24 protein-coding genes are annotated in these 26,130 nt (G+C 51.8%); 7 read left to right on the forward strand and 17 right to left on the reverse strand.

Going from position 1 to position 26,130, the window contains the following annotated elements; genetic code table 11:
• The first annotated feature begins 14 nt into the window (after positions 1-14).
• The 6 genes from NT073_RS29860 (at position 15) to NT073_RS29885 (ending at position 5,291) form a co-directional block, all read left to right on the forward strand.
• On the forward strand, positions 15-569 hold the full coding sequence (locus NT073_RS29860) for a hypothetical protein (RefSeq protein ID WP_297381500.1): 555 nt from the start codon (positions 15-17) through the stop codon (positions 567-569).
• A gap of 158 nt (positions 570-727) precedes the next feature.
• A complete protein-coding gene (locus NT073_RS29865) occupies positions 728-1,813 on the forward strand; it encodes a hypothetical protein (protein WP_297381502.1) in 1,086 nt (361 codons plus the stop codon).
• Between the two features lie 24 nt (positions 1,814-1,837).
• Positions 1,838-2,413 (forward strand): RNA polymerase sigma factor, encoded by a 576-nt coding sequence (locus NT073_RS29870; RefSeq protein WP_297381505.1) that lies wholly within the window; start codon positions 1,838-1,840, stop codon positions 2,411-2,413.
• Complete coding sequence (locus tag NT073_RS29875; protein WP_297381507.1) at positions 2,394-3,605, forward strand: hypothetical protein; 1,212 nt, start codon at positions 2,394-2,396, stop codon at positions 3,603-3,605. The genes NT073_RS29870 and NT073_RS29875 overlap by 20 nt, the downstream gene beginning before the upstream one ends.
• 119 nt (positions 3,606-3,724) lie before the next feature.
• The gene (locus NT073_RS29880) at positions 3,725-4,240 is read left to right on the forward strand and encodes a hypothetical protein (protein ID WP_297381510.1); all 516 of its coding nucleotides are present in this window, start codon (positions 3,725-3,727) and stop codon (positions 4,238-4,240) included.
• A gap of 568 nt (positions 4,241-4,808) precedes the next feature.
• The gene (locus NT073_RS29885; RefSeq protein WP_297381513.1) at positions 4,809-5,291 is read left to right on the forward strand and encodes a low affinity iron permease family protein; all 483 of its coding nucleotides are present in this window, start codon (positions 4,809-4,811) and stop codon (positions 5,289-5,291) included.
• 193 nt (positions 5,292-5,484) lie between these two features.
• Here the strand turns inward: NT073_RS29885 and NT073_RS29890 are convergent, their stop codons facing one another.
• From NT073_RS29890 to NT073_RS29965, 16 genes are all read right to left on the reverse strand, one after another.
• A complete protein-coding gene (locus NT073_RS29890; protein WP_297381516.1) occupies positions 5,485-6,210 on the reverse strand; it encodes a DUF72 domain-containing protein in 726 nt (241 codons plus the stop codon).
• A 2-nt stretch (positions 6,211-6,212) separates the two neighbouring features.
• Complete coding sequence (locus NT073_RS29895) at positions 6,213-7,136, reverse strand: YihY/virulence factor BrkB family protein (RefSeq protein ID WP_297381517.1); 924 nt, start codon at positions 7,134-7,136, stop codon at positions 6,213-6,215.
• Between the two features lie 90 nt (positions 7,137-7,226).
• The gene (locus tag NT073_RS29900) at positions 7,227-8,150 is read right to left on the reverse strand and encodes an SMP-30/gluconolactonase/LRE family protein (protein ID WP_297381520.1); all 924 of its coding nucleotides are present in this window, start codon (positions 8,148-8,150) and stop codon (positions 7,227-7,229) included.
• A 179-nt stretch (positions 8,151-8,329) separates the two neighbouring features.
• On the reverse strand, positions 8,330-8,938 hold the full coding sequence (locus tag NT073_RS29905; protein WP_297381522.1) for a hypothetical protein: 609 nt from the start codon (positions 8,936-8,938) through the stop codon (positions 8,330-8,332).
• On the reverse strand, positions 8,929-9,393 hold the full coding sequence (locus tag NT073_RS29910; protein ID WP_297381525.1) for a sigma-70 family RNA polymerase sigma factor: 465 nt from the start codon (positions 9,391-9,393) through the stop codon (positions 8,929-8,931). Before NT073_RS29910 ends, NT073_RS29905 begins: the two co-directional genes overlap by 10 nt.
• Complete coding sequence (locus NT073_RS29915; RefSeq protein WP_297381527.1) at positions 9,390-9,668, reverse strand: hypothetical protein; 279 nt, start codon at positions 9,666-9,668, stop codon at positions 9,390-9,392. Before NT073_RS29915 ends, NT073_RS29910 begins: the two co-directional genes overlap by 4 nt.
• Positions 9,669-9,785: 117 nt before the next feature.
• Positions 9,786-10,745 (reverse strand): 3-hydroxyacyl-CoA dehydrogenase NAD-binding domain-containing protein, encoded by a 960-nt coding sequence (locus NT073_RS29920; protein ID WP_297381528.1) that lies wholly within the window; start codon positions 10,743-10,745, stop codon positions 9,786-9,788.
• A 12-nt stretch (positions 10,746-10,757) separates the two neighbouring features.
• Entirely contained in the window at positions 10,758-11,591 is an 834-nt protein-coding gene (locus tag NT073_RS29925) for a ThuA domain-containing protein (RefSeq protein WP_297381531.1), read from the reverse strand.
• A 41-nt stretch (positions 11,592-11,632) separates the two neighbouring features.
• Entirely contained in the window at positions 11,633-13,465 is a 1,833-nt protein-coding gene (locus NT073_RS29930; RefSeq protein ID WP_297381532.1) for an ATP-binding protein, read from the reverse strand.
• A gap of 2 nt (positions 13,466-13,467) precedes the next feature.
• Positions 13,468-14,583, reverse strand: a complete 1,116-nt coding sequence (locus tag NT073_RS29935) for a sensor protein KdpD (protein ID WP_297381533.1) — start codon at positions 14,581-14,583, stop codon at positions 13,468-13,470.
• A 72-nt stretch (positions 14,584-14,655) separates the two neighbouring features.
• A complete protein-coding gene (locus NT073_RS29940; RefSeq protein ID WP_297381534.1) occupies positions 14,656-15,792 on the reverse strand; it encodes a porin in 1,137 nt (378 codons plus the stop codon).
• Between the two features lie 66 nt (positions 15,793-15,858).
• Entirely contained in the window at positions 15,859-16,422 is a 564-nt protein-coding gene (locus tag NT073_RS29945; RefSeq protein ID WP_297381535.1) for a K(+)-transporting ATPase subunit C, read from the reverse strand.
• 82 nt (positions 16,423-16,504) lie between these two features.
• Positions 16,505-18,664, reverse strand: a complete 2,160-nt coding sequence (gene kdpB, locus NT073_RS29950) for a potassium-transporting ATPase subunit KdpB (protein ID WP_297381537.1) — start codon at positions 18,662-18,664, stop codon at positions 16,505-16,507.
• Positions 18,665-18,865: 201 nt separating this feature from the next.
• Positions 18,866-20,569 (reverse strand): potassium-transporting ATPase subunit KdpA, encoded by a 1,704-nt coding sequence (gene kdpA, locus NT073_RS29955; protein ID WP_297381539.1) that lies wholly within the window; start codon positions 20,567-20,569, stop codon positions 18,866-18,868.
• Between the two features lie 40 nt (positions 20,570-20,609).
• Positions 20,610-20,690 (reverse strand): potassium-transporting ATPase subunit F, encoded by an 81-nt coding sequence (locus NT073_RS29960; protein ID WP_297382152.1) that lies wholly within the window; start codon positions 20,688-20,690, stop codon positions 20,610-20,612.
• 302 nt (positions 20,691-20,992) lie between these two features.
• Positions 20,993-22,960: a KUP/HAK/KT family potassium transporter gene (locus tag NT073_RS29965; RefSeq protein ID WP_297381541.1), complete on the reverse strand. Its 1,968-nt coding sequence runs from the start codon at positions 22,958-22,960 to the stop codon at positions 20,993-20,995.
• A gap of 85 nt (positions 22,961-23,045) precedes the next feature.
• Here NT073_RS29965 and NT073_RS29970 point away from each other — a divergent pair, with 85 nt between their 5' ends.
• The gene (locus NT073_RS29970) at positions 23,046-24,485 is read left to right on the forward strand and encodes a pyridoxal-dependent decarboxylase (protein ID WP_297381543.1); all 1,440 of its coding nucleotides are present in this window, start codon (positions 23,046-23,048) and stop codon (positions 24,483-24,485) included.
• 62 nt (positions 24,486-24,547) lie between these two features.
• Here the strand turns inward: NT073_RS29970 and NT073_RS29975 are convergent, their stop codons facing one another.
• Positions 24,548-25,897, reverse strand: coding sequence for a sigma-54 dependent transcriptional regulator (locus NT073_RS29975; protein WP_297381545.1), 1,350 nt, complete (start codon positions 25,895-25,897; stop codon positions 24,548-24,550).
• Positions 25,898-26,130 lie beyond the last annotated feature (233 nt).

Below are 26,130 nucleotides of genomic sequence, written 5' to 3' on the forward strand. Positions count from 1 at the left end.
CGTAAATTAACTCTATGAAAGCCCTCGTCGCCCTCCTTCTGTTAGCGTCAGCCTGCACCAGCCATCGGCCGGCCGCCATCAATGCGCCAGCCGATGGCGCGGAGTACTACCAGCCTAACCAACCGGTATCGGTGAGTACGCCCCGGCTTTACCCCGACCCGCAGGGTGGGCTTGGTCACTCACAGGACCCGGATATCAGGGTAACAGACATCCGGCTGACGGCCAGCTATACGGTCCTGTACATGACCTTTGGTAAAGACCCCAACGACCGCAATAATAATTACTACGGCACCAGCAGCATCTCCTTCAATCCAAAGGCCGTTCTGGCATCGGCCGATGGCAAGAAAACGTACGCCCTGGTTAAAACGGAAGGTATACCTATGTCGCCGGAAACCCGCGACATCAAGAATGACGAAAAAATACCATTCGTACTGTATTTCGAGCGGTTAGACAAGGGGGTTGAATCCTTCGATCTTTTCGAATGCAAGAGCGATAACCTAAACTCCTGTTTTAACGTAGCGGGAATGACCATTCAGAATCCGGCAAGTCCGGAAGCCAAGCAGAATTAGACGGTGTAAAGGTCTATTTCGTGCCTAAATCGATCTGAAACATACCTTCACTAAAATTATTTGCATTTTCTGCCAGCGTTTTCTACCAATTAGTCGTCCAGGCTAGTAGTGGGTTTTCTCACGTTACCCTTCTTAAACCTGACAACTTTTCTGGCTGCATGAAAACGATTCTTTCTGTCCTGTATGCCCTGCTGGGCTCTATACTCATTGGCTGGTTTACGGGTGGTTGTACCCGCCAGGAACAGACGCCTACCGCTCAGGGCACTTGCCGAATTCAGCAGTACAGGGCAACAACAACATCTACAAGCCTTAACTCAACCAGGCAAACCAATTACCAATATGATCCGCAGGGTAATTTAACAAACGTAGTTACCACACTCGATCAGCGACCCGCCACCGGAACCGCTGGCACGCAAACCGGCACAACGACGGTTGCGTATAGCTACGATGCAGCCGGTTATTTAACAGCCTCAACTTCGCAGCAGAAGACAACAGATATTCTTTCCGGTAATAAAACGAACATAGCAACCGTGTCAATAGCCTCTAGTTATTCGTATACGAACGGGCGCTTGGCAACCGCTGTCACCAAAAATATTGGTGCTTATGGCGTAACTACAAACACGACAGAATCTTATGAATATGATGCATCCGGCGGGTTAACCAAAAAAACGTCGCTCAGCACCTATACCTATGACCCGGCAATCACGAAAGAAATTCCAGCAAACCCAACCGGCCCTCTATGTATCTGGACGTACACAAAGAACAGGCTGGTCGACTATGTTGAGCGATCCGGAACAGCCGAGTATCGGCCACTTACCATCGTAAATGGTCTCGTGACAGGTTATAGCACCGCGGGCAACTACAAAACGGTCTGGGAATATGACAGCCAGAACCGCCAGACAAAAGCAGCAGATTATGTGGGCGATACACTCACGGTTATGACGACCCAAACCTGGAGCGACGCCAAACCATCCATTGCTTCTCTGCCCGTATTCAAGGGTTTTCCGGTAACGGTTCCTGCGTCTGAATTTGGCCAGACAGGCGTATTATCGACCTCTACTAATTCGTACTGGAATAGCGTCAGCAAAACGATAGAAACGTTCGTTACCCGAAGCTCGGTTAGTCAGACCAACAGCCAGGGGTTAGTAACAACTACAGTTATTACAGCCAAACACCCGAACCCGGCTGCGGTTTCACAGGATTACACGACCGCCGAAACCTATACCTATTCAAATTGCCAGTAATTCATACTCAACTGCTCTCTTTTCTTGGCTGACACTTCATTAGCCGATATTCTTAAGGGTTGCCGACGGGGTCGGGAGGTAGCCATGCAGGCGTTTTATGAACGTTTTTATAGCTATGCCCTCTCGGTTGCACTGGCCTATGCCAGCGACCGGGAAGACGCTCTTGAACTGGTCAACGACAGCTTCCTGAAAGCCTTTGGAAGCATAGACACCCTAAAAAATGAAGAATCCGTACTCCCCTGGTTGCGAAAAATTGTGGTTAACACCGCCATTGACTATTACCGTAAGCGCCGAAAGCGGGCGTTCGATGTGTCAACTGACGTTGTTGAACATAGCCTGGAGGAACCGTATCTGAACGACGACGCTATTTTTGCGCAGTTGTCGGCGGAACACATCATCACCGTGCTCCACCAACTACCCACCCCTTACCGGCTGGTCTTCAGTCTATACGTGCTGGATGGATTCGTCCACCAGGAAATTGCGGAACAACTGGGCATAGCAGAAAGTACCTCGCGGGCACACTTAACCGAAGCTAACCGTCGATTACGCCGGGCACTGGCCTCTCAAACCACCATCAACCATGAACGAACCGGACGATAAACAGCTGCACGACTGGGTACGCCGGTCGCTTGATGCCTACCGCCCCGATGAGAAACCAGCGGGCTGGGCGCAGGTACAGCGTGGTATCCGGCGTCGACGCTGGTGGCGTCGAGGTATTGTCATTGGCTGTGCAGGACTAGTGGTGTGCTTTTTGAGTTGGGTGGTTTACCGGACGGCAATGCTGCCATTCAACCGGACCATAACCGTTAGCAGACCTGCCGCGTCCGTTACGACGGAGCCATCCAATCATCGGGAACGACCCGTTTCCCTATTGTCGAGGGATGAACCAGATAAACGTAAGCAAAGAAGTAACAGCGTCCATTCTGCCAACCGCCCGGTTTTTCAAGGGCCGCGTTGGTTACAAGCACCGGCTCAATTAATGTCTATAAAGGCGTTTGGCCCACTGCCTGTCGGGCTAAACAATTCAATTCATCACCGGCGGGTTGCGCTAAGTCCCGAGGAAACAGCGATTACCCGGCAAGTGCTAACGGGAAAATTTGGCTTTGATTCAACGTCTTACCGAACCCTCGACCGCAATGTCCGTAACTGGCCGGATGCCGTGATCGTGTGCGATCTTACTACGAGCATGTACCCGTATACGACCCAGCTGATCGCCTGGTTTACTAAAAACGAAAGCCATCCCGCTCTAAAGGGAATGCTGTTTTTTACCGACTGCGACAGCCTCGGTCGGCAAACCTATCCAGGCGGCCCCGCCGGACAGATGTACATTGGCCGTGAGACCGCAACAGCTCGTGTATTGCCAATTATGCTGGAGGCTGCCCGCAACACGGTGTACAACACCGATGATGCAGAAAACACGATCGAAGCACTTCTGGCGGCTCAGAAAGAGTTCCCCGAAGCCCGGCACCTGATTCTGATAGCCGATAATTTGAGTGGCGTTAAAGATATGAATTTACTGAAGTCCGTTAAAAAACCTGTACATGTTATCCTGTGCGGCACCACCGGTGGCGATACGACTCAGGCGTTTCAACCAGCCTATTATACCATTGCCAACCAGACAAACGGAAGTTTGCATACCTTGGAGGACGACCTCGACCCATCCCTTCTTTCTAATGCCACAACCCTCCGGGTAGGAACGCATTACTATCGGTACCGATTGCGCAGAAACCAGTTCAAACTTACCCCCTATCATCACAGGCCCAGACGTTTCCTAGGATTTTTGTGGTTATAATCTGACAGATTCTGTGGGATGAATAAAGTAAGCAGCGATCATTTTTTTGTTCTCCTGTACACAGAATAAGGAAAACAGACGTTACCAAAGAAGTGTCATTACTTTGTTTTTGTCTGAATATGTTTTCTTCCTCTTCGTTTAATCATTGTTTCCGCGTTCTTTTGTTTTTCATTGCCAGCTTATCTTTAAGTTTCTTCGCGCTGGCTCAAACCAATCTCAAATACCGATTACTCACCGGTTATCTACTAAACAGCAACGCCACCCTTACTAAAGGGAAACCCACTCTTTTCGTCTTCGAGCAGGACGATACGTTCAAGCAGGTGTTTCAGCAAGCAGCACCTACAGGCAAACGCAAAGCCGACGCCCCCAATTTTGATCGGGAAATGGCCATTGGAATCGCCCTGGCTCCTACAAAAACACCCCCGAAACTTTCGATTAGCCGCGTATTTGTACAAGACTCAACGCTTACCGTGCGGTACATTCGTATGGTAGATACCACCGTTACCAAATCTCCCTTACAATCGCCTGCTCAGCCTCTGCTGTTGCTTAGCATCCCGAAGCAAACCGTGCTGAAAACCCGGCTCGTTGAAAACGGTAAAGTTATTCAAACCATAAAGAAGCGCGATACAAACTAGACACACTTACCTTCGTACAAGTATCCAATTAATAAATATCCTGTTTTTGCGCGGGTAAAAGCCAGACTATTTATAGACGTTAGACGTCTATAAATAGTCTGGCTTTTACCCTATTCAATTACTTGAGTAAACGGCATTACCTATTGATTGGTAGCGTACTGCCTTTACCTAAATAACGCTAACTAACTGCCTCTCAAGTTATAAGAACACCCGATAAGTAACTTTATAACTATTTATTAACATATATAAAGTTATTGATTAATTAAAAAATAGCTTTAATTTTGACATGTCAATGCGCATGAGCCGCGACAATATCTATCCACATCTGTTTTTTTCACCTTCCCTCTTTTTAATCATACTACGCCTACCCGGCAGCTGTTTCCCAGACGGGTTGGCGGCTAACCCTATTACGGGGTTAGTTTGTGCGCATCCAGCACCAGCTTAGTTATCAACTCGCAGGAACCGCTGCGGGTCAACGCCCCGGTTAAAAATTAATTAAAGCAAGACAAAGGTATTCTTATCCTGTTTTATACAGTACAATTCACTGTACACGAACAGATACCTTTTTATGGAAACCCAATCCTCAACACCTGCCAGCAAAGGCCTTTTAGAGCGTTTTTCTTCAGCTGTCGCGCGAGCCACGGGCAGCTCGGCAGCTTTCCTGCTGGCCCTAGCCACAGTCATCATCTGGGCTTTGAGCGGGCCTATTTTCGGTTATTCAGAAGACTGGCAATTGGTTATCAACACCGGCACAACCATTATTACCTTTTTGATGGTGTTTCTAATTCAGAAAGCGCAAAATAAGGAGTCGATGTCGGTTCAATTGAAACTCAATGAACTCATAGCTGCGACCAAAGGAGCCAGTAACCGGCTGGTGTCGGTCGAGAACCTGACTGAGGAAGAGTTGGCCGTCTTGCAGCAGCACTACCAGACGATGGCCGAAATCACCAAAAAAGCGTCGGACCTTCGCCAGTCTCATTCGGTTGAAGAAGCCATTAAAGATGCGTCTGAAAAGCTGGAGGATGAGTCAGGCACGGGCCATACCTTGTAAACCAAACGCGGCTTTGTCCGTTTCGTGGAGGCAACTTAACAATTTCTTAACATTGCCTCTGTCATGAACACGATGCTATGGATACTGGCCAATGTCACTAGTTCCCTTTCTGACTGGCTTGGCGATTTGGGCCATGAAGATAAAAGTCTAACTCAGTCACATCCCGTACGCTTACGGACTGGCTACCCGGTAATTACCCGACTAATTGCTGTAGAGCCAGGGCATTTCGTACGGCGTTGCCTCCACCATCGTTGTTGAAATAAACGAACACATCTTTTCCCATCCCCGCCCACTCCCTAATTCGGCTGGCCCACCAATGCAGATCGGTATCGGAATAGGAGCCGCCGTACAAATACTCGGTATCGGGGCCATGCATACGCACGTATACAAACGGGGCCGTAACGCGCAGGATACAGGGCAACCTGGCACCGCTCATAATGCAATACGCAACCTGATGCTGTTCAAGGAGAGAAAAAACGACTTCGTTGTTCCAGCTTGGATGCCGAAACTCCACGGTGGTATGTAGCCAGGGCGGTATCTGATCCAGAAAATACGCTAACCGGTCGTAGTCATACGCCTGCTGAGGAGCCAGTTGCACCAGCAGAACGGCCCGCTTCTGCTTTAGCTCATGCCAGCAGGTTTTGATGCGCTCCATCCAAACTTCAGGCTGATACAGCTTTTTGGCGTGGGTCAGTCCTCGGGGTGCTTTTACCGTCAGCAGAAAGCCGTCGGGCAAGCGCTGCTCCCAACCAGTGAACGTCGTTTGTTTGGGCCAGCGGTAAAAACTGCTGTTGAGTTCAACCGTCTGGAATTTTTGCACGTAATAATCCAGCCGTTTGGCCACGGGGGTTGGGTTCGGGTACAATACGCCCTGCCAATGGTCATAACTCCAGCCCGATGTACCAATATAGACGCCCATAACTACTCTTTTTTATTATCCGACGACGCTACTTCTGTAATGGTATACGCGATGGCACTCTTTGTTGGCGTTGCACCCAAATGGGACCACTCGCTATACTGACGGGTGAAAGCGGCCCCATAATAGAACATTAGGGCGCCATAAAACACGAAGAGCAATACCAGAATAATTGCCCCCGACCGTCCGTACATAGGCCCTACCGAACTCGTTATCAGCAGCTTATCAAGGACCCACTCCCCAAACTTGAACAACAGGCTTGTAAAGAACGCCCCCGGCCAGACAACCCGCCAGGGTATGTTCACATCGGGCAGAAATTTGAACAGTATGGCGAACCAGACCATCCGGATCAGAATAGAAACAAATTGGTGGCCCAGGGTCATTATTTCCCGATAGTACACCAGCGAGGAAAGCGACAGACTGCTGCTCACCTGACTCATCAACTGCTCCAGTGCCAGCGATATACTGAACAGTAGGCCAGAACCCAGAATGATTGCCAGGGCAATCAGCTTATCGCCGAGGACCCGATACGCCTGACGCCCGGTTTTGCGCTTTACGTTCCAGAGCTGATTGAGTGAGTTTTTGACGATGGTGAATAAGGTGGTCGACGCGACCAGCAGCAGCAAAAGACTAAGGGCCGTCAGGGCTATATCAGGCTTGGGCAGTTGCAGCCGTTCCGAAATATCTTCCAGTTGATTGGCACTTCTGGACCCGAAAAGGTCGGCCAGTTCATCGAATAACTGTCCGCTGATGCGCTGGTAATGGTCGTTGAACAGACCGCTCAAAACCCGGCTAAGAATAATGACGATAGGCGGCAACCCGAAGAAGGAAAAGAAAGCCGTGGCCCCTGCCATACGAATGGGGTCATTTGTCTGTAGGTTGATGAACGCTTGCCTGAGAAGCCGGAAAACAGGCGCTACCTTTTTCAATGGCGTAACGGTTGGGTGCAGGAAGATAACCGTCCGGGTAGCAATAGAGTTATAAAGGCGCGGGCATTCGCCCGCGCCAGCCCCGTATGCTTACTTGGCTCCCTTTACCTTCATCTGTAGGGTATAAATCGATTCCGATGCGGTAATAAAAAGCATATCGTGGTTTTTACCGCCAAAGCAGACATTACCAACCCAGCCTGATGGCACCGGAATGTTCGTGATTTTTACCCGGTCCGGCCCGTAGATCGTTACGCCTTTCCCCGTTATATACAGGTTTCCTTTGTTGTCCAGCGTCATGCCATCAGACCCCTGACTTACGTATAACTCACGGTTTATCAGCGCTCCGTCCGCCTGTATATCGTATCGATACGTTTTGTTGTCCCGGATATCGGCAACGAACAGATGCTTGCCATCGGGCGTACCAATAATACCGTTTGGCTGTTTTAAATCGCCGTCAACGACCCTTGCTTCCTTCATGCCCTTGGGTAAGTAATATACTTTCTGCCCGTCGATTTCCGGCTTTTTACGCTCCCAGTAATCGCGCTGGTAGTAGGGGTCCGTGAAATAGATACCGCCTTTTGAATCGAGCCACAGATCATTAGGGCCATTGAGTTTATGCCCCTGAAAATCAGTGAACAGGACGGTAACTTTCTTATCGGGGCTTATGGACCATATCTCGTTTTTTTCGTCGGCACAGGTAATCAGATTACCCTTTTTATCGAAGTACATGCCATTTGAACGCCCCGTCTTGTCCATAAACAGCGACAACTGCCCGTCAACATCGTATTTCCAGATTTTGTCATTGGGCTGGTCCGTAAAATAGACCGCGCCTTTTTTATCGGCGGCAGGTCCTTCGGTAAACTTAAACTGACTGGATATCTTTTGAAGCGTTGCGTTTGGCGCAATAAGCGTTTCAGAATCGGTCTGTGTCATGGTACTGGATTGGCTAAACAGATTCCCCGACATAGCCAGAGAAAGTCCCATTATAAAGCCGGACCGGATGTAATTGTTCATGTGAGAGCGTAACTGCTAGGTAAATGTCCTTTTTATAATCAGTAAGTGGATACAGGCCGAAAACTAACCCTGAGCCCCGCTTATTTAACGTGAATTCGCGCTCATTCGGATTAGTCAGGGCCGGATTTGGCCAGGCTCCCCGGTTGGTACTACAACTGTTTTAGGCTACTTACCACCGATCAGGCTTGCTCCAGTGCCTGCAGGTTTGTTTCCAGCTTCCTGATCAGGGCCGCGCATTGCCGATTCGTACTAAATTTCTGAAGCCTTCCGCTGAATAGCGCGATCAGGATAGTCGAACCGATAATGATGGTGAGCGCGACGGGGTTATGAACAAGATCCGAAACGGTACGCCCTTTATAAATCAGTATGCCCAACAGGCTCCCCAGAAAAACGAACGGGGCGAACAGAGCCACAAAATTAGCCTCGAACCGATTGATCGACTGAACCAGTGCGAGCGACGCCCGAATGGCATCGGGCGTTTGCATGGATAAATCCGGCAGTCTGAACCGTGCGAATTTTACCTGCAAAAATCCGGTCAGTATCAGGCAGTAGGCCCAGATCAGGCCAATGGATAGCAGATACGCCGGATCATTGGGCTTCAGCAAGCCAAACAGGGGTGTTACAACAGTAAACACCAGCATGAGCCCGTACGACCGTCGATAAGAGTTCAGCAGACGGGTAATGTCGCTTTTCGATTGTCTTTTGAGTTCGGCCAGCAGATCGGCTTTCGCATACGAAAACTCCGACGCTTGCCAGTCCATGGCATTCCAGCGGTCTGTCAGATCCATAGCTTGTTAATTTTCTGTCGGATTCGATGCAGTTTGATTCGCACATTACCGGAGCTTATGCCCATTGTTTCCGCAATTTCGTCGTTTGTGTAGCCGTCCATACTCATGACCAACAGCGTTCTGTCCAGCGTGTTGAACTGCTGGAGCATGTACCGAAGTTGGTCGTCGGACTCAAACGTAGTCGGGCTACCTTCAAAGGTCTCGTCTAGTTCGACCGACGACTGTCTTTGCCGGTTGTTGAGCCGGGTCAGAGAGACATTCAAGCCAACTCGGTAGAGCCAGGTCGAAAACTTGGCCTCTCCCCGAAAAGCCGGGTACGACCGCCACGCCTGAAGTAAAATTTCCTGGTGCAGGTCGTGCCGGTCTTCGGTCTGATCAGCATATAGAAACACCAGTTTATTGAGTAACGCCTGGTGTTTCTGTATCTGTTCGATAAATTCGTCCTGGAGCGTCAACGCAGATTTCGTTTGCGCAATTGGTTGGCAATGGCTTTTCTTTTTTTCTCGTAGTCGTCGAGTGCGGGAATCATACCGGCCGAAGTAGCCATCAGAAAGTACTGCTCTACTACGAACGCCATCATCACAACCAGCAGCATCAGGCAGATAACGACGACCAGCATCTGCCGGGTTTTGCTTCGCCGAATATAGAGTTGCTCATCGGTCAGCGCTTCGATAGGCAATTGGGCATATGGGCAGAAAGCCCTTGACGATTTATTCAGCAACGTTTGCATAATCCATCTGTTTTTTGTCCATTAGTACGGCAAACAGTCCGTTTGTTACAAGGGCGCAAAAAAAAAGATGGATCGGCATCCGGATGTTGCCAACAGGCCTTAAAGCTAAGAAACTGCTTATAAATCTGTTTTTTCCGGGAGTTCGCCCAGCATCCGCAACAGGTGTAGAATGGTCAGATCGCGTTGCCGGATCACGTTGGCAGCATCCCGTACCTGCCAGTCGTAGAACCCCTGTCCGACGGTCATACCCGTTTGGCCAGCCGCCAGTCGGTTTCGCAGCGAATCGGCCGGTATGGCGTTCGCGGCCAGATCGGGCAGTAGATAGGTCTGCACCCGGTTCACCAGATCAAGTCCAACCAGATCCATGTTTTCCATTGGGCCGAGTGCGGGTAGCCGTAGCGCGAAGGTATACTTGACAATGGCGTCAATGTCGGCGGGCGAACAGGCTCCGGCGTCGACCAGCGCAAGGGCTTCCCGCCAAAGGGCGTGCATAAGCCTATTGCCGATGAAACCGGGAATGTCCGGGCAGCGAACGGGCCGTTTGCCCAAAACGTCGAGCCAGGCGCAGGCTTGTTCTACCTTTTGCGCGGGCGTGTTTTCTCCGGCAATAACTTCCACAATCGGAATAAGGTAAGGCGGGTTCCAGAAGTGTGCCCCAACCAGCACCTTTTCCAGCCCGCTTCGACGGGCCATTTCGGTAATGGATAACCCACTCGTGGCCGACAGTACCAGCTTATCCTGATCAACGCAGGCAGTCAGGCGGCTCAGCAAGGCCACCTTTTCGTCCATATCTTCAATAATACACTCCAGCAGTACATCACTTTCGGTCTCTACCCGGCTCAGGTCGGTAACGATCTGAACAGAGCCAGCAGGCTGCGTTGGTTTGCCCATGTGCTCCTCGCAGAAGGCCGACAGTTTATCCAGTTCGGCCACTATTGTGGCCTGTTTATGGGCAGAGCGTGTCCAGAGCAGCACCTGATGCCCCGCCCGGGCCGCTAACACTGCGGATGCCGCTCCAATTTGCCCACTGCCCAGAATGCCGGTTGTAAGACGCGGTGATGTAGTAGAATCGATCATACTTGTGTAGGGTTACCGGATCGGCGTATCTCTGGAATCGGCGTAGGCTTTACTGTAGTCGAGTTTGGTTACCTGACCGGCCACGTAGCGAATACCCTGGAAGATGTGTTTGATAAACGTTTCATCACTTAGGTAATCGGTTTTGGCGTGGCCGAGGGTAGTACACCAGGTGTAGCCCCCGTCGAAATTGTAGTACCAGGCCGACGGGTACAACTGTGTGTAAGTACCCCCGAACATTTTCACCTTTTCGGGTTCGTCATTGTTCAGCGTGGTCAGATCGTTCGCCATGATCACGGTTGGTCCCGGCGACATCTCTTTGGTAAAATAGAACTCATCCTCCCGCTGCCACTGTTTCGGCAAACCCTGCATGGATGGATTTTTCGTATCGATTACTTCCACGGTAAACTTCTGGAACTTGGGGTGCCAGGCGAAGCTGCCGCCAATCATGCGTTTGAACCAGGCCCAGTTACGCTCAGTACCCATCACGGAATGGATACCCACAAAACCGCCCCCCGCTTCGATGTACCGCCGGAACGCCAATCGCTGGTCGTCGGTGTCGAACACGTCGTTGTTGGTACTGGGGAACAGCAGCAGGGTGTACTTTCTCAGGTTGTCTTCGGTAAAGACGGCTGGCTGGTCGGACACATCCACCGAGAAGCCATGCTGCTGGCCCAGCTTCTGGATGCAGGCAACGGCGTTCGGAATATTGTCGTGGACGTAGCCTTTGCCGTTTTTGGTGTAGACCAGTACCTTCACTTTTTTCCAGTTAACAGATTGGCTGTGGCTGGTAGTGGCGAAAAATACCAGCAAAAAGCAGAACGATAGAATTGTACTGATTCGATTCATCTGAGAGCTTAGTTGATAAATCTATAAGCACTCTCCCCGCTTTATCTACGCGTATTCACCAGCTCCTGACTGACAGGAAGCCGAAAATAGAAAGCAGCTCCGTCCGTTACGGTGGTATCAAGTCCAATCTGGCCGTTCATGCTCTGAATAAATTCGCTCGATATGGCCAGACCAAGACCGGTACCACCGGTTGTTTTTTCCTCTGTTCCCGATCCCTTAGGCTGAAGTCCCGGCGCTTTGAAGTAGCGGTCGAACACCCGGCTCTGGTGCTCGGGCCGGATACCGGCCCCGTAGTTGCGCACCCGAAATTCGATGAATGCATTGGCTTTTCGCGCCACAACCTCAATAACGCTATCGTCGGGGCTGTGCCGGATGGCGTTTGAGAGAAAGTTGACCAGTACCCAGGACGCTTTGTCGGGGTCGGCCAGCACGGTCGGCAAGTTTTGGGGAGCGGTCAAAGCCAGCGATATGTGTTTGTTTTCAGCCGCTACGCGCAGGGCATTAGTGGCATAGGTAACAATATCGGCGGGAGCAACGGGCTGTATGTTCAGTTGAATTTGCCCCGACTCCACCTGGGCCATATTGAGCAGTTCGCCCGTCAGGTTGAGCAATCGGTTTATATCGTCGCCAATGCTCGCCACCAGCGATTTCTGTTCGTCGTTCAGTTGCCCGATCCGGCTATCTTCCAGTAGTTTGAGACTCATTTTGCTGCTCGACAAAGGTGTTTTCAACTCGTGCGAGATGGTGGCAATGAAGTTGGTTTTCGCCAGGTCCAGTTCTTTGTAAGGTGTAATATTCTCTAAGACCATCACATAACCCGCCAGTTGCGGCTGCTCCTCGCCCGTGGGTGTCACCTCTACAATGTGCGTACGCCGATTAAAATAACTCTCTTTGCCTTCCCCGTTCAGGCCAGCATCGTAAATCTTCAAAAAGCCGTTGCGTTCCTGCCCGGCTGGATTTGCGGTCATGATATCCTGAATCAGGGTTCGCATGAGGTCATTCGACGCGGCTATATCGGGGGCGTACTGGCCCAGCAGTTGCGATTCGTTAACGCCCAGCAACCGGCAGGCGACCGGGTTGGCAAACAGAATACGTTTGTTCTCGTCCATACCCACAATGCCTTCGCTCATGATACGGATAAGGGTGTCTATGCGTCGCTTTTCGAAGAGTACCCGCGCCAGATTGGAGTGTTCGTACTCGTCCAGCTTTTGCGCCATCGAGTTAAAAGAGCGGGCCAATTCGCCAAACTCATCGTTGGAGTCGATGTGCAGTCGTTCTTCAAAATTCCGTTTGGCAATCTGCCGGATACCCCGCGTCAGCTCCCGAACGGGATTGGCTACATAACCAGGGAAATTAATGATGAAGGAAAACAAAATAAGGAAGCAGCCTGTCCCCACAGAAAGCAGCCATAGCAAGGCATCTTTGGCCGTTTGTTTAGCTACGTCATTCTTCCGGATAATGGCCTGCCGGTTCAGATCTTCGAGCGCAAAGAGGTGCTGACGGATACGCGCCACGATAACCGGGTTAGTATCGCCGTTTCGTAACCGGTTGAACTCCCGGCGGAGGTCCGTTGTCGTTTGCTGCTCCCCCACCTCAGTTATATTGGCTTCCTGTTTTTTCAGGTTTTGGTCAAATTCCGGAATACCGTCGGGGTCAGACGTGTCTCGCTGACGCTCGGCTGGATCAGGATCAGCGATCGTGGCCAAGGCTTTCTGCATGTTGCTGGCATATTCGAGCGAGATGTAGTTGTCTTTCAGGATCGCACGCGAATCGTTGGCCAGTTCGTTGAGGTAATAAGCACCGAGGCCACCCAGCGCAAGGATAATGGCGAACAGAAAGACCAGGGCGGCTGCTATTTTGCTTTTAATGCTCATGGCTAGGAGAGGATAATCAGGTCTGTATCCGACCCCGACAGTTTGGTTAGGAGCTGATTGAACGCATTGGTTCGCAAAATAATCTGAATCAGCGTCAGATGCGGCTTCCCGATGCAAACTGTGGTGACGTTCCGTTTTTCCACTTCAGCCATAATGCTGTTCACAATATTACTATCCTTCACCTGAATCACCTCCGCGCCAAGTTCAGTGGCTAGTTTCAGGTTGTTAATCAGGTGCCGTTGCAGATCCAGTTTAATTCGGTCGGAGTTTTCTGCTGGTGTCTGCACATAGAGCACGAACCAGCGCGAGTTGTAATAAGCCGCCAGACGAGCCGTTTTGCGGATAACCCGCCGGGCAATATCGTGGTTGGAACTGATAGCGGCCAGAAATCGCTCGGGCTTCGCCTTCACACTGGTTGGCACCGATGTTTCGATCTTTCGCTCAACGGCGGTTGCCACTTCGCGCAGAGCCAGTTCGCGCAGCTGCAAAATCCGCTCTACCTGAAAGAAGTTGTTCAGGGCAGTTCCTACTTTCGCTTTATCATAAATCTTCCCGTCTTTGAGCCGCGTAATCAGTTCATCGGCGGTGAGGTCGATGTTCACCACCTCGTCGGCCATTTGCAGGATCCGGTCCGGCACGCGCTCGGTCACGTCTATACCCGTGATGTTGCGAACCGACGTATAAAGGCTCTCAATATGCTGAATATTGACGGCGCTGATTACATTGATACCGGCATCGAGAATCTCAACGACATCCTGCCAGCGTTTTTCGTTTTTTGAACCGGGGATGTTAGTATGCGCTAACTCATCAACGATCACCAGTTCGGGGTGCAGGTTGAGAATGGCCTGTAAATCCATCTCGTCCAGTTCGCGCCCTTTATAAAACAAGCGTCGTCGGGGAACAAGGGGGAGCCCTGCCACCAGTGCCTGGGTTTCGGTCCGGTTATGCGTTTCGATAAACCCTATTTTCACATCGATACCGGCCCGCAGCAGGGCATGGGCCTCCTGGAGCATCCGATATGATTTACCGACGCCCGCACTCATCCCAATATACACCTTGAATTTCCCCCGCCGGGACTGGCGGAGGAGATTCAGAAAATGCTCGGCGTTCTGGTTCATGTTTGTCTGGGCCAAGTTCTGGCTTGGCCCATGCATATCGTTCCAAGGCCAAGCCAGAGCTTGGCCCAGACGTTAAAAACTCACCGCCAGACTCGTTGTCAGCGATGTATTCGTCTTACTCAAACTTGACTTCGCTTCGAAGATAGCATCCTGACTGTCACATACTTTCCCTTCAACCCTAAACAACGCATTTGGCAGAATGAAGTAATCGACGTTGAGTGAATACCCCCATGTTTTGAAGCCGTTAGGCATTCCGGTAGTGATGATAACGCCGTTCTTATCGTCGTAATACTCAACCCGTCCCGCCAGTTTTACGGCATCACTCAGCGAGTACCGGACAATAGCCACCGGCGAATACCACAGATAATTCCCCGACCCAACCCGACGACCATCGGCACCCACCGGTTTCCGATCCGACCCAATGTCGAAGCCGAGAATGGCACTGACCTTCTTGTTCGGGTTGATGATGGCGTAGAAATTATTGAAGAAGCGCGTTTGCTTCAGCGAGTCGGGCCGGTCGCTGCCCATGAACGTACTCCAGTTCAGAACAAGATTAGCGTTTGGTTTGTACTGCACCTGCGTACTGAGCGACGGCCCCGAATAACCCGGCAGTCTGGCAATCCGCTGCCAGCCATTCAGCATCGAACCCAGCAAGGTCCATTTGCCATTGGCCGTATTGTAGGTCAGCTTGGCCCCCGACAGGTAATAGGGCGAATTTTCGGCCAATATGCTTCGTGTTAGGGTCCAACAGTCTTTGGATATGGCGCTTTCAAACCCGATGTGCGACGTAAAAATACCCGCATCGAGCCACAGGTCTTTTGTTTTACTCAGCTTCACGCCCGCATTGGCTTCAAAGATATTTCGGAGCAAGGGCTGCTCGGCGGCATAGTTGTATTGAGCGTAGGTACCCACCTCAATCGCCAGATTCGCCCGGATGCGCTCGCTGGTGTACGCTCCTTTCAGAAACGCCAGATTCACGTTCACTTCCCGGTTTCGCTTGTGATTGTATAGAAAGCCCGGCCGTTCCTGATTCGTTTTCGGCGCGGTAAAATCGTGCGAATAATACGCTTCGACGTAGCCGGCAAAAGTGATTCCTGCTTGTGCAGATGATACTGTACTGACAGTAGAATCAGCCGCCGTTTGCGCCAGCGCAGGCAGCGTAAACGCAGACCATGCCGTCGTTAAAAAAAGGTATGCTTTACTTTTCATGGTTGTTTTGTTGTACTCATTTGCCTGGTACCGAACAGTTGGAAGCTGTTCGGTACAATCAATCATTCACTTTATGGCGTCCAGTGCCACGTTTAGTTTTAACACATTCACCGTCGATGGCCCAAACAAGCCTATCAATGGCCCTCTGGTGTATTCGTCAACCAATTGATTCAATCGTTCAGTACTGATGCCCCGAATTTTAGCAATTCGGGCAACCTGTACTCTAGTGGCTGCGGGCGACAGGTCAGGGTCTAGACCCGAACCGGACGCCGTGACCAGCTCAGTCGGGATATCGATTTTGTTAATGCCCGGATTATGCACCAGGAAGGTGTCGATCCGCGCTTGAACCGTCTTCAGATAATCGGGGTTCGACGGTCCTTTGTTCGACCCGCCTGACCCATCAGCCTTGTACTCAACGGCCGACGGGCGACTGTTGAAATACCGGTCTTCGGCAAATTTCTGCCCAACCAGTGCATAGCCTACGACTTTCCCGTTAACGGTAACGGTTTCGCCTTTGCCCTGACCCGGTGCCAGTCTGGCAACCCCGGCAATAACGAGCGGGTAAACGATGGAGAGGATAACCAGCAGAACGAGCGTAAGCCGAATGCCTGGTGAGATATAATTTTTCATTGTAGTACCGGGCAGGATGCCCGGCTGTTTATGATAAAAGTTTGTTTACGTTGATGACTATACCGGGCGGTCCCGCCCGGCGCTACACAAATAACCCCACCACCAGATCAATCAACTTGATCCCGATAAACGGAGCCACAATTCCGCCCAGACCGTAGATGAACAGGTTACGGCGGAGTAGGGCCGATGCGCCAATGGGTTTGTACTCGACCCCGCGAAGGGCCAGCGGAATCAGCATTGGAATGATGATCGCGTTGAAAAGTACCGCCGATAGAATCGCCGATTCAGCGCTGTGCAGTCGCATGATATTGATTGCCTGCAGGGCTGGAATAGAGACTACAAAAAGGGCCGGAACAATGGCGAAGTATTTGGCCACGTCGTTGGCAATCGAAAACGTCGTCAGGGTACCGCGTGTGATGAGCAGTTGCTTCCCAATTTCAACCACCTCGATCAGCTTGGTCGGATCATTATCCAGGTCGACCATGTTCCCGGCTTCTTTAGCGGCCTGAGTGCCGGAGTTCATCGCCACACCCACGTCGGCCTGGGCCAGAGCGGGGGCGTCGTTGGTCCCATCGCCCATCATCGCCACTAGTTTGCCACCCGTTTGCTCGTGGCGGATGTAGTTCATTTTGTCTTCCGGCTTGGCTTCGGCGATGTAATCATCGACACCGGCTTTTTCGGCAATAAACTTGGCCGTCAGTGGGTTGTCGCCGGTTACCATGACCGTTTTTACGCCCATTTTTCGCAACCGGTCGAAGCGTTCGGAGATGCCGGGTTTAATAATATCCTGCAATTCGACAACGCCCCGCACCTGCTCGTTTTCGATCACCACGAGTGGTGTACCACCGTTACCAGCTATTTCCTTCGCCTGATTTTCCGTTTCGATTGGGAACAGATTACCCGCTTTTGTGACAATGTTCCGAATAGAATCCGTCGCACCTTTCCGTATCCGCACCGGGGAACCATTCACTCCGGCAGGCATATCGATTCCCGATGAGCGCGTTTCGGCCGTGAACTTTACAAAATGAATAATTGACAATGGATAATGAAGCGTGCTCTGGCTATCCCCCATTTGAAAATGAAATTGATCATTAGTCATCGACCATTGTACATTATTCATTTTTTTCGCCAGCTCAACAATAGACTTACCTTCAGGGGTTTCGTCAGCCAGTGAACTCAGGGCCGATGCCCGAATCATATCAACTTCGGAGACCCCCGGTGCGGGGTAAAAATGGGTCGCTTTCCGGTTGCCAATGGTAATCGTTCCGGTTTTATCCAGGAGCAGCGTGTCGATGTCGCCCGCCGTTTCAACCGCCCGCCCCGATTTGGCAATGACATTGGCACGTAACGCCCGGTCCATGCCTGCAATGCCGATGGCCGACAGCAGCCCGCCGATGGTTGTGGGAATCAGGCAGACGAACAACGAGATCAGGGCGGCTATGGTAATGGGCGTATTGGCGTAATCGGCAAAGGGTTTCAGGGCGACACAGACAATGATGAAGATCAGCGTGAAACCCGCCAGCAGAATCGTCAGGGCAATTTCGTTGGGGGTTTTCTGCCGGGTGGCCCCTTCTACCAGCGCAATCATTTTATCGAGAAACGACTCCCCCGGCTGGGTGGTTACCTGCACCTTTATACGGTCCGACAGCACTTTCGTACCACCCGTTACGGATGATTTGTCACCACCGGCTTCCCGAATGACCGGGGCCGATTCGCCCGTAATGGCCGACTCGTCAATGGTTGCCAGCCCTTCGATGATTTCGCCATCGGAGGGAATAATGTCGCCCGGTTCGCAGAGGAACACATCGCCTTTGACGAGTTGCGCCGAGGAAATAACCTGCACCGAATCGTCGGTGGTGTGGCTCTCCGACCGTTCATTGGTATACATGTTCCCTACAGAGCGAATCACTTTAGCGGGTGTTTCCTGCCGTGTCTTTCGGAGCGATTCGGCCTGGGCTTTGCCCCGCGCTTCGGCAATGGCCTCGGCGAAGTTGGCGAACAGGATGGTCAGTAACAGGATGAGGGTGATAGACCCATTATAGCCTAATGACCCCTGGGTCGTGTCGCCAGTGATGGCGATGTAGGCCGTAACCAGCACCATCACAACAGTGCCGATTTCGACGGTAAACATGACCGGGTTCTTGATCAGAACAGCCGGGTTAAGTTTGACAAACGACTCCCGAATAGCCGTGCCCACAAGCTCACGCTGGAACAATGAAGGGGATGATTTTTGCGTTGCCATAATTATAGTGTCAGAACCGGGATTTTAATATGATTTAATAGATTTCCAGGATTAGCGCAGACCGCCATGTTCAGTCCTGAAAATCGGCTTGTTCAGCTCATTTAACCTTACTGAGGAGCCTTTGGAAACTGAAGCTGTTCGCGGTATTACTTACTACTAAAAAAGTCCTCACCTTCATCACCTGTCAGTTGTCCCAATCCGCTATTTCAGACTAAAGTATTCGGCTAGTGGGCCGAGGGCCAGAGCGGGGAAGAACGACAGGGCCGTGATGATCAGAATCACCGCGAAGGTCATCAGCCCAAACGTGCCCGTATCGATTGGCAGCGTACCCGATGACTCAGGAACGTACTTCTTCTGCGCCAGCAAACCGGCAATGGCTACCGGGCCAATGATTGGGATGAAGCGACCCAGAATCAGGACAATACCGGTAGCGTAGTTCCAGAAAAAATTGTTATCGCCCAGTCCCTCAAAACCCGATCCGTTGTTGGCGTTGGCCGAGGTGAACTCGTATAATATCTCCGAGAAACCGTGATTACCGGGGTTGTTGAGCCAGGCCGACGGCTTCACCGCCCAGGCGGCATCGGGATATTTGACGAAGAACCAGACCGCCAGCGCCGTGCCGCCCTTGACCAGAAACGTACTCAGCAGGGCTACAATCGAAGCAATTTTGATCTCCCGCGCTTCGACCTTCCGCCCGAACAGCTCCGGCGTTCGCCCAACCATAAGGCCCGAAATAAAGACGGCAATGATCAGGTAGTAATAGTAGTTCAGGAAGCCTACGCCACAGCCGCCGTAGAAGGCGTTGGTCATCATGCCCAGCAGTTCCATCGTACCTGATAAGGCCATCGACGAATCGTGCATGGAGTTGACCGAACCCGTCGAGATGATTGTCGTGACAATGCTCCAGTAAGCCGATGCCAGCGGGCCAAACCGAACCTCTTTGCCTTCCATCGCGCCGGTTGGCTGGCTCACGCCCAGTTGCGCAATGGCCGGATTACCGTGCACTTCGGTAACCAGTGTTGGGATGAGCAGACAGAGCATACCAAGGGTCATGACGCCATACACCACCCACGTAAACCGCCGACGGTTGATCAGAAAACCCAGCGCGAACAGCATGGCGATTGGTAGCAGCACCTGCGCCACCATCTCGACCATGTTGGTGAAGTAGTTTGGATTCTCCAGCGGGTGCGCCGAGTTGACACCAAACCAGCCACCGCCATTGGTACCGATGTGTTTGATGGCGATCATGCCAGCCGCTGGTCCGCGCGAAACATTAACGGTATCGCCCTGCATGGTTACGACCGAATCTTTCCCGTCAAAACTAGCGGGAGTGCCGTTGAAGACCAGGATCAGAGCCACGACGAACGAAAGGGGCAATAGAATCCGGGTGATCGCCTTCACGAAGAAGACATAAAAGTTACCCACCGTATCGACAACCTTCGGTAAAAACGAACGGACGATCAGCAACAGCGATGCTATGCCCGTGGCCGCCGAAACAAACATCAGGAAAGTAATGCCCCCCAGTTGCGTCAGATACGTTAGCCCCGATTCGCCCGAATAGTGTTGCAAATCGCAGTTGACCATAAAACTGATGGCCGTGTTGAACGCCAGATCGGGAGTCATGGACGGGTTCCCATCGGGATTGAGCGGCAGCCCCCCCTGCAACAGCAGCAGGGTAAACGAAAACGCCAGCCAGACCGCGTTGATAGTGAGCAGGGCGGTTAGATTCTTTTTCCAGCTCATCTCGCGGGTAGGGTCGATACCGCCGACGCGATAGATGAACCGCTCCAGCGGCCCGTTGGCCGACTCCGGTTTAAAGACGTTGGCAATGTACTTGCCCAGCGGTATAGCCAGCAGGACGGTCAGCCCATACATGACAATAACGCCGATTAATTCAGTTGACATATTTCGATTGAGTTACTCCCGCTGGTGCGAGCTATTCAGGTTAAAATTTTTCTGGTTTGATGAGTACATACAGCATGTACACGAATACCAGCAGGGCGATGATGAACAAGCTAGTGAGCATGTTAAAGAGTGTTTAAATCCGTTCGAACCATTCGATGGTTTTGTAGAAGAAAATGAAGCAGCCGATGGCCGATACAACGAGAAGCAGCAGAGTACTCATGGAAGTTGGGGTAATGTGTTAATCAGTCGATACCCCCATGCCAAGAAGTGGTCCAGAAAAATGAAAAAAGCTTATTTATCTTGGTATCCTGTTGATTATTAGTTAATTATCTTTATTTGTGAACGAAGGGTAAACACAAAAAAAAAGCCGACCCTTCCAAAATGGAAGGGTCGGCTTTTCAATTTGGTACGGTCAACTACGACTTATCCTGTATAAGGTTCCTCTTTCGGCTTTATTCGTGTTAGTCGCAGATTGGCAGGCCGCGCCAGTACGATGGGCACATCTTCAACAACCACATTGCTGGTGTCCAGCCCGTAAGCCGCCTGGGGGGGTAACGAGATGTTCTTGATGAGGAAATAGATATTCATGATCAGTTTATCGCTGATAGACAGGGCGTTTTCATAGGAAAGAAATGTCCGAAAAAGCACAAACCGGAAATCACCCGGAACGCGGTGGGTGTTCAGCGACCTGTACCGGGTTTCGAGGGTTATTTCCTTATTTTTCACCATATCTTCCACCACCATCCTGAAGAGTAAGTTGATGCGTGGCTGTACCCGGAAGCCGAGGTAGAACGTAATGAAATAAACATCTTCTTCGGCCAGGGTTTCTACTTTGTACCGCATCACATACGGCTCATCCTCGACGCAGATGTGCAGAAGCCAGTAAATGTCGGCTCGCTTGGGCGCACGGTTCAGAATGGAATAGAGCGTTTCGGCTTCGATCTTTCGGGTATCTTCGGCTGTGGTTAGGTACACCAGATGAGTCGCGTATTTCGGAATCGACTCGTCGATGCTGAGTTGTTTCAGCAAGTGCAGGTTGTCGGGCAGAGAGTCGTAACGAATCGACTCCGCTTTGATAGCTTCGCCCCTATACCAGAAAAACATCAGCGCCATCAGCAGCAGGCCCAGCGTAATGGATATCCAGCCGCCCTCCTCGAATTTGACCAGATTGGCAATCAGGAAGGTAGATTCTACCGTGAGAAAGACGCCCGTAATTAGCACGATCAATATTGGATTGACTCGTTTGACGCGCAGGAACATGCTCATCAGCACCGTACTCATGAGCATGGTGAGCGTAACGGCCAATCCAAAGGCAGCTTCCATGTTTTTCGATTCGCGGAAGTGCAGCACGATCAGAATACACCCGACCATCAGGCCCCAGTTGACATAAGGAACGTACAACTGACCGCGTTCAGAAGATGGGTAAACGACGCGCTGGCGGGGCCAGAAGTTAAGTCGCATGGCTTCGCCAACCAGTGTAAACGCCCCGCTGATGAGTGCCTGACTGGCAATAATCGTGGCCACCGTAGCCAGCCCGATGCTGAAGACGGTTAACCAGGCCGGAACGATGGAGTAAAAGGGACTGGTTTCGCTGAGTTGCTGACCGAGGTGCTGCATGAGCCAGGCCGACTGACCCGCGTAGGATAACAGTAGCATGAACTTAACATAGCCCCAGCTCACCCGGATGTTACCCCGACCGCAGTGCCCCATGTCGGAGTAGAGTGCTTCGGCCCCGGTGGTACATAAGAACACACCACCCAGCAACCAGAAACCGCCCGGATATACCGTTAGCAGCCGCATGGCCCAGGCCGGGTTTAATGCCCGCAGCACTCCCAGATGCCCAAAAAGTGCCCAGAACCCAATGGCACCAATGAACGAAAACCAGACCAGCATAATGGGTCCGAACAGCTTACCCAGAAACTGCGTACCAAATTGCTGGCTCACAAAAAGGGCAATCAGAATGCCAATAACGATGGGAACCGTATCGAGGTGTGGGTAAAAAATGAGTAGCCCCTCAATGGCCGATGAAACCGAAATAGGCGGTGTAATCAGCCCGTCGGCCAGTAGAAAAGACCCGCCGATAATGGCCGGATATTTCAGCCAGCCGCCCGTAAACCGCCGGACAAGAGTGTATAGGGAGAAAATACCACCCTCGCCTTTGTTATCCGCCCGAAGCGTGATAACGACATATTTAATAGTCGTTTGAAGCGTTAGTGTCCAGATCACACAGGACAGCGTACCCAGCACCAGCGTTTCGGTTAGCTCTTTGCCGCGCATAACGGCCGCCAGTGTGTAGAGGGGTGATGTACCAATATCGCCGAAGACAATGCCAATGGCCACCAACAAGCCTTGTGGGGATACTTTATTTAACGACGAATGGGATGAAGACATGAACTAAGGATAGACGAATCGTTGACAGAACTCCTTAATGCGCCACTAGTTTACCTTTATTTACATTATATTTCCATTAAACTACATGACCTCACCGCTACAACAGGATTCCGCCAATCTTGCCGCCCTGCTCGAACGAGCCAAGGCCGAAAGTCTGGCTCATCTGACCGCCCTCAGTACACTACCCACAACGGGAACCTATACCACCAATTCGGTCCGAAACCAGTTGGCGGAACAGGGAATGGGAACCCTGAATGCTTTCGATGAATTTAATGACCGACTGCGCAACGTGATTGTAGCCTCATCCGGACCGCGTTACTGGGGGTATGTCATTGGCGGCACTACTCCGGCTTCTATCGTGGGCGACTGGCTGGCTACGGCTTTCGATCAGTGCAGTTTCGCCACCGCGGGACAGGGTGACATTTCGGCTAACATTGAAGTTGAAACGATTCAGTTACTGCGGCAGCTATTCAACCTCCCCGACACCTTTCTTGGTGGTTTTGTTTCGGGAGCTACGATGTCGAATTTCACCTGCCTGAGCGTGGCCCGGCAATGGGCAGGGAAGCAACTGGGTGTTGATATTGCCAACGACGGCATGGTGCCAGGTATCACGGTGCTGTCGGCTGAGCCGCACGCGTCGGCGGTGAAGTCGCTGGCCATGCTGGGTATTGGTCGAAACAACGTTGTCCGAATCAAGTACCTCGACGGTAACCGGGAAGCGATGGACGTGGGCGATCTGGAAGCGAAACTACAGGCGCTCGACGGAAAACCGGCTATCCTGATCTCCAGCGCAGGAACGGTCAACACCGTCGATTTTGACGACATGACAGCCATCGCCGAACTGAAAAAGAAATACTCGTTCTGGTGGCATGTGGATGGCGCTTTTGGCGGCTTTGCCGCCTGCTCTCCGGCCTATCAGCAGTTGCTGGCCGGATGGGAACAGGCCGACAGTCTCACCATCGACTGCCACAAATGGTTGAATGTGCCCTACGACAGCGCCATATTTTTAATGCAGACGAAGCATCGGCAGCTTCATATCGAAACGCTGCAACCGCTCAACAGCCCTTACCTCGGCGACCTGCTGACGAACGTGAATTACCAGACGCTGGTGCCCGAAAGCTCCCGGCGACTGCGGGCGTTACCCGCCTGGTTCAGCCTGATGGCCTACGGCAAAGAAGGCTATCAAACCTTGGTGGAAACCAATATCCGGCTGGCCCAGACCTTTGGCAAAATGCTCGCCGACAGTGCTTATTTTGAGTTACTGGCCCCCGTCCGGCTGAATACGGTCTGTTTTACACTGACTAATGCCGAGCCTGAACGAGTGAACTCATTCCTGAAAACCCTGAACGAAACAGGGCTGGTTTTCATGACGCCCACCGTGTATAAAGGTAAGGCCGGTATCCGTGCGGCTTTCGTTAACTGGCGGACGAGGGAGGATGATTTGAAGTTGGTATTTGAGAAGATGACTTCTATTTATAAGCAGACCTATGAAACCCCTAAATCCCCTGAAGGGGACTTTGTCTAACAAGGAATGAAATCCCCTTCAGGAGATTTAGGGGTAATGAAATATCACTCCACTTATTCCACTCACTCCCCAATCCCCGCTTCCCCCAGTTTTCGGTACAACGTTGTCAAACCAATTCCCAGCAGCCGGGCGGTTTCGGTTTTGTTGCCATTAGTTTGATGAAGCACCCGGCGGATGTGCTGTTGCTCCACGGTGGCCAGGTCGAGTGCTGTGGCGTCGGTGGGGAACGAGCCTGTCTGCATGTCGTAGGGCAGCAACTCGGGGGTGAGTTCGAGGGTTCCGTTGCGGGTGTCGGCCAGGATAACGGCCCGCTCGATGACGTTCTTCAACTCCCGGATGTTGCCCTTCCAGCGATGGGCCGTCAACTTCTGCACAAAGGCCGGACTCAGCCGAACGTCGCGCTTGCCTACTTTGGCAGCTTCCTGCTGTGCAAACTGATTGGCAAGGTCGGTAATATCATCGCGCCGGTCGCGGAGGGCGGGTAGTTCGATCTGGAAGACCGATAGCCGGTAGTAGAGATCGAGCCGAAACCGGCCCGCGCCGGCTTCCTGCTCCAGACTCCGGTTGGTAGCGGCAACGACTCGAACATCCGTTTTGGTTGGTTTGGTATCGCCCACCCGCAGGAACTCGTGGGTTTCGAGCACGCGCAGGAGTTTCGCTTGTAGGTCGAGGGGCATTTCGCCGATTTCATCCAAGAAAATAGTGCCTTTGTTGGCTTCGGCGAAGAGCCCTTTCTGGTCGCGGCTGGCCCCGGTAAAGGCCCCGCTCCGATGCCCGAACAGTTCACTTTCCAGAATGTCTTTTCCCAAGGCCCCGCAGTTAATGGCTACAAACGGCCCCGTCCGGCGAGGGCTGGCCTGGTGAATGGCCTGAGCAAATACTTCTTTACCCGTACCCGTTTCGCCCGTGAGCAGAACGGTCGTATCCGTCACGGCGACTTTACGCGCCAGGTCAACGGCCTGCTGAAGGGGTCGGGAACGGCCAATGATCCGGTCGAAACCGTACCGCTGACTAACCTGCTCTTCAAGCTGTTTGATACGAAATTGCAGGTTCGCTTTCTCCACCGCCCGACTCACCAGCGGAATGATCCGGTCGTTATCGTCGCCCTTGGTGATGTAATCGAACGCCCCGTTTTTAATGGCCGTTACCCCATCCGAAATGGTTCCATAGGCCGTCAGCACAATGATTTCTGTGGCAGGGTATAGTTCCTTGATCTGGGCAGACAGTTCGATACCGTTTTTATCGGGCAGCTTCACATCGCTGATGACAAGTTGCACCTCTTCCCGTTCGAGGATTTTCAGACCGGCGCGGGCGTTTTCGGCTTCCAGAATGGTGTAGCCTTCGAGTTGCAGAATCCGGGCGAGAAGCTGACGAAGCCGGGATTCATCGTCAATAAGTAAAATGGTAGCCAAGGGGTATGAAGATTTCAGAGGACTAACAACGACAGGTATGGTAAAAATTCAGAGAAACGTATCTACGGGCCGGGCCGCGTTCGGCTTCAACCCGTGTTTTATATGCATACAATTCAATTACATACAAATACGGGCTGAAGCCGAACGCGGCCCGGCCCGTAGGTACGATTACCAAAATGGCTTACATTTGAGTCAGTGCATGTGTTAACAGCTCTATAAACAGCCTTACCCGG

It is taken from the genome of Spirosoma sp., assembly GCF_026391055.1.
In the GTDB taxonomy this organism is placed as follows: domain Bacteria; phylum Bacteroidota; class Bacteroidia; order Cytophagales; family Spirosomataceae; genus Spirosoma.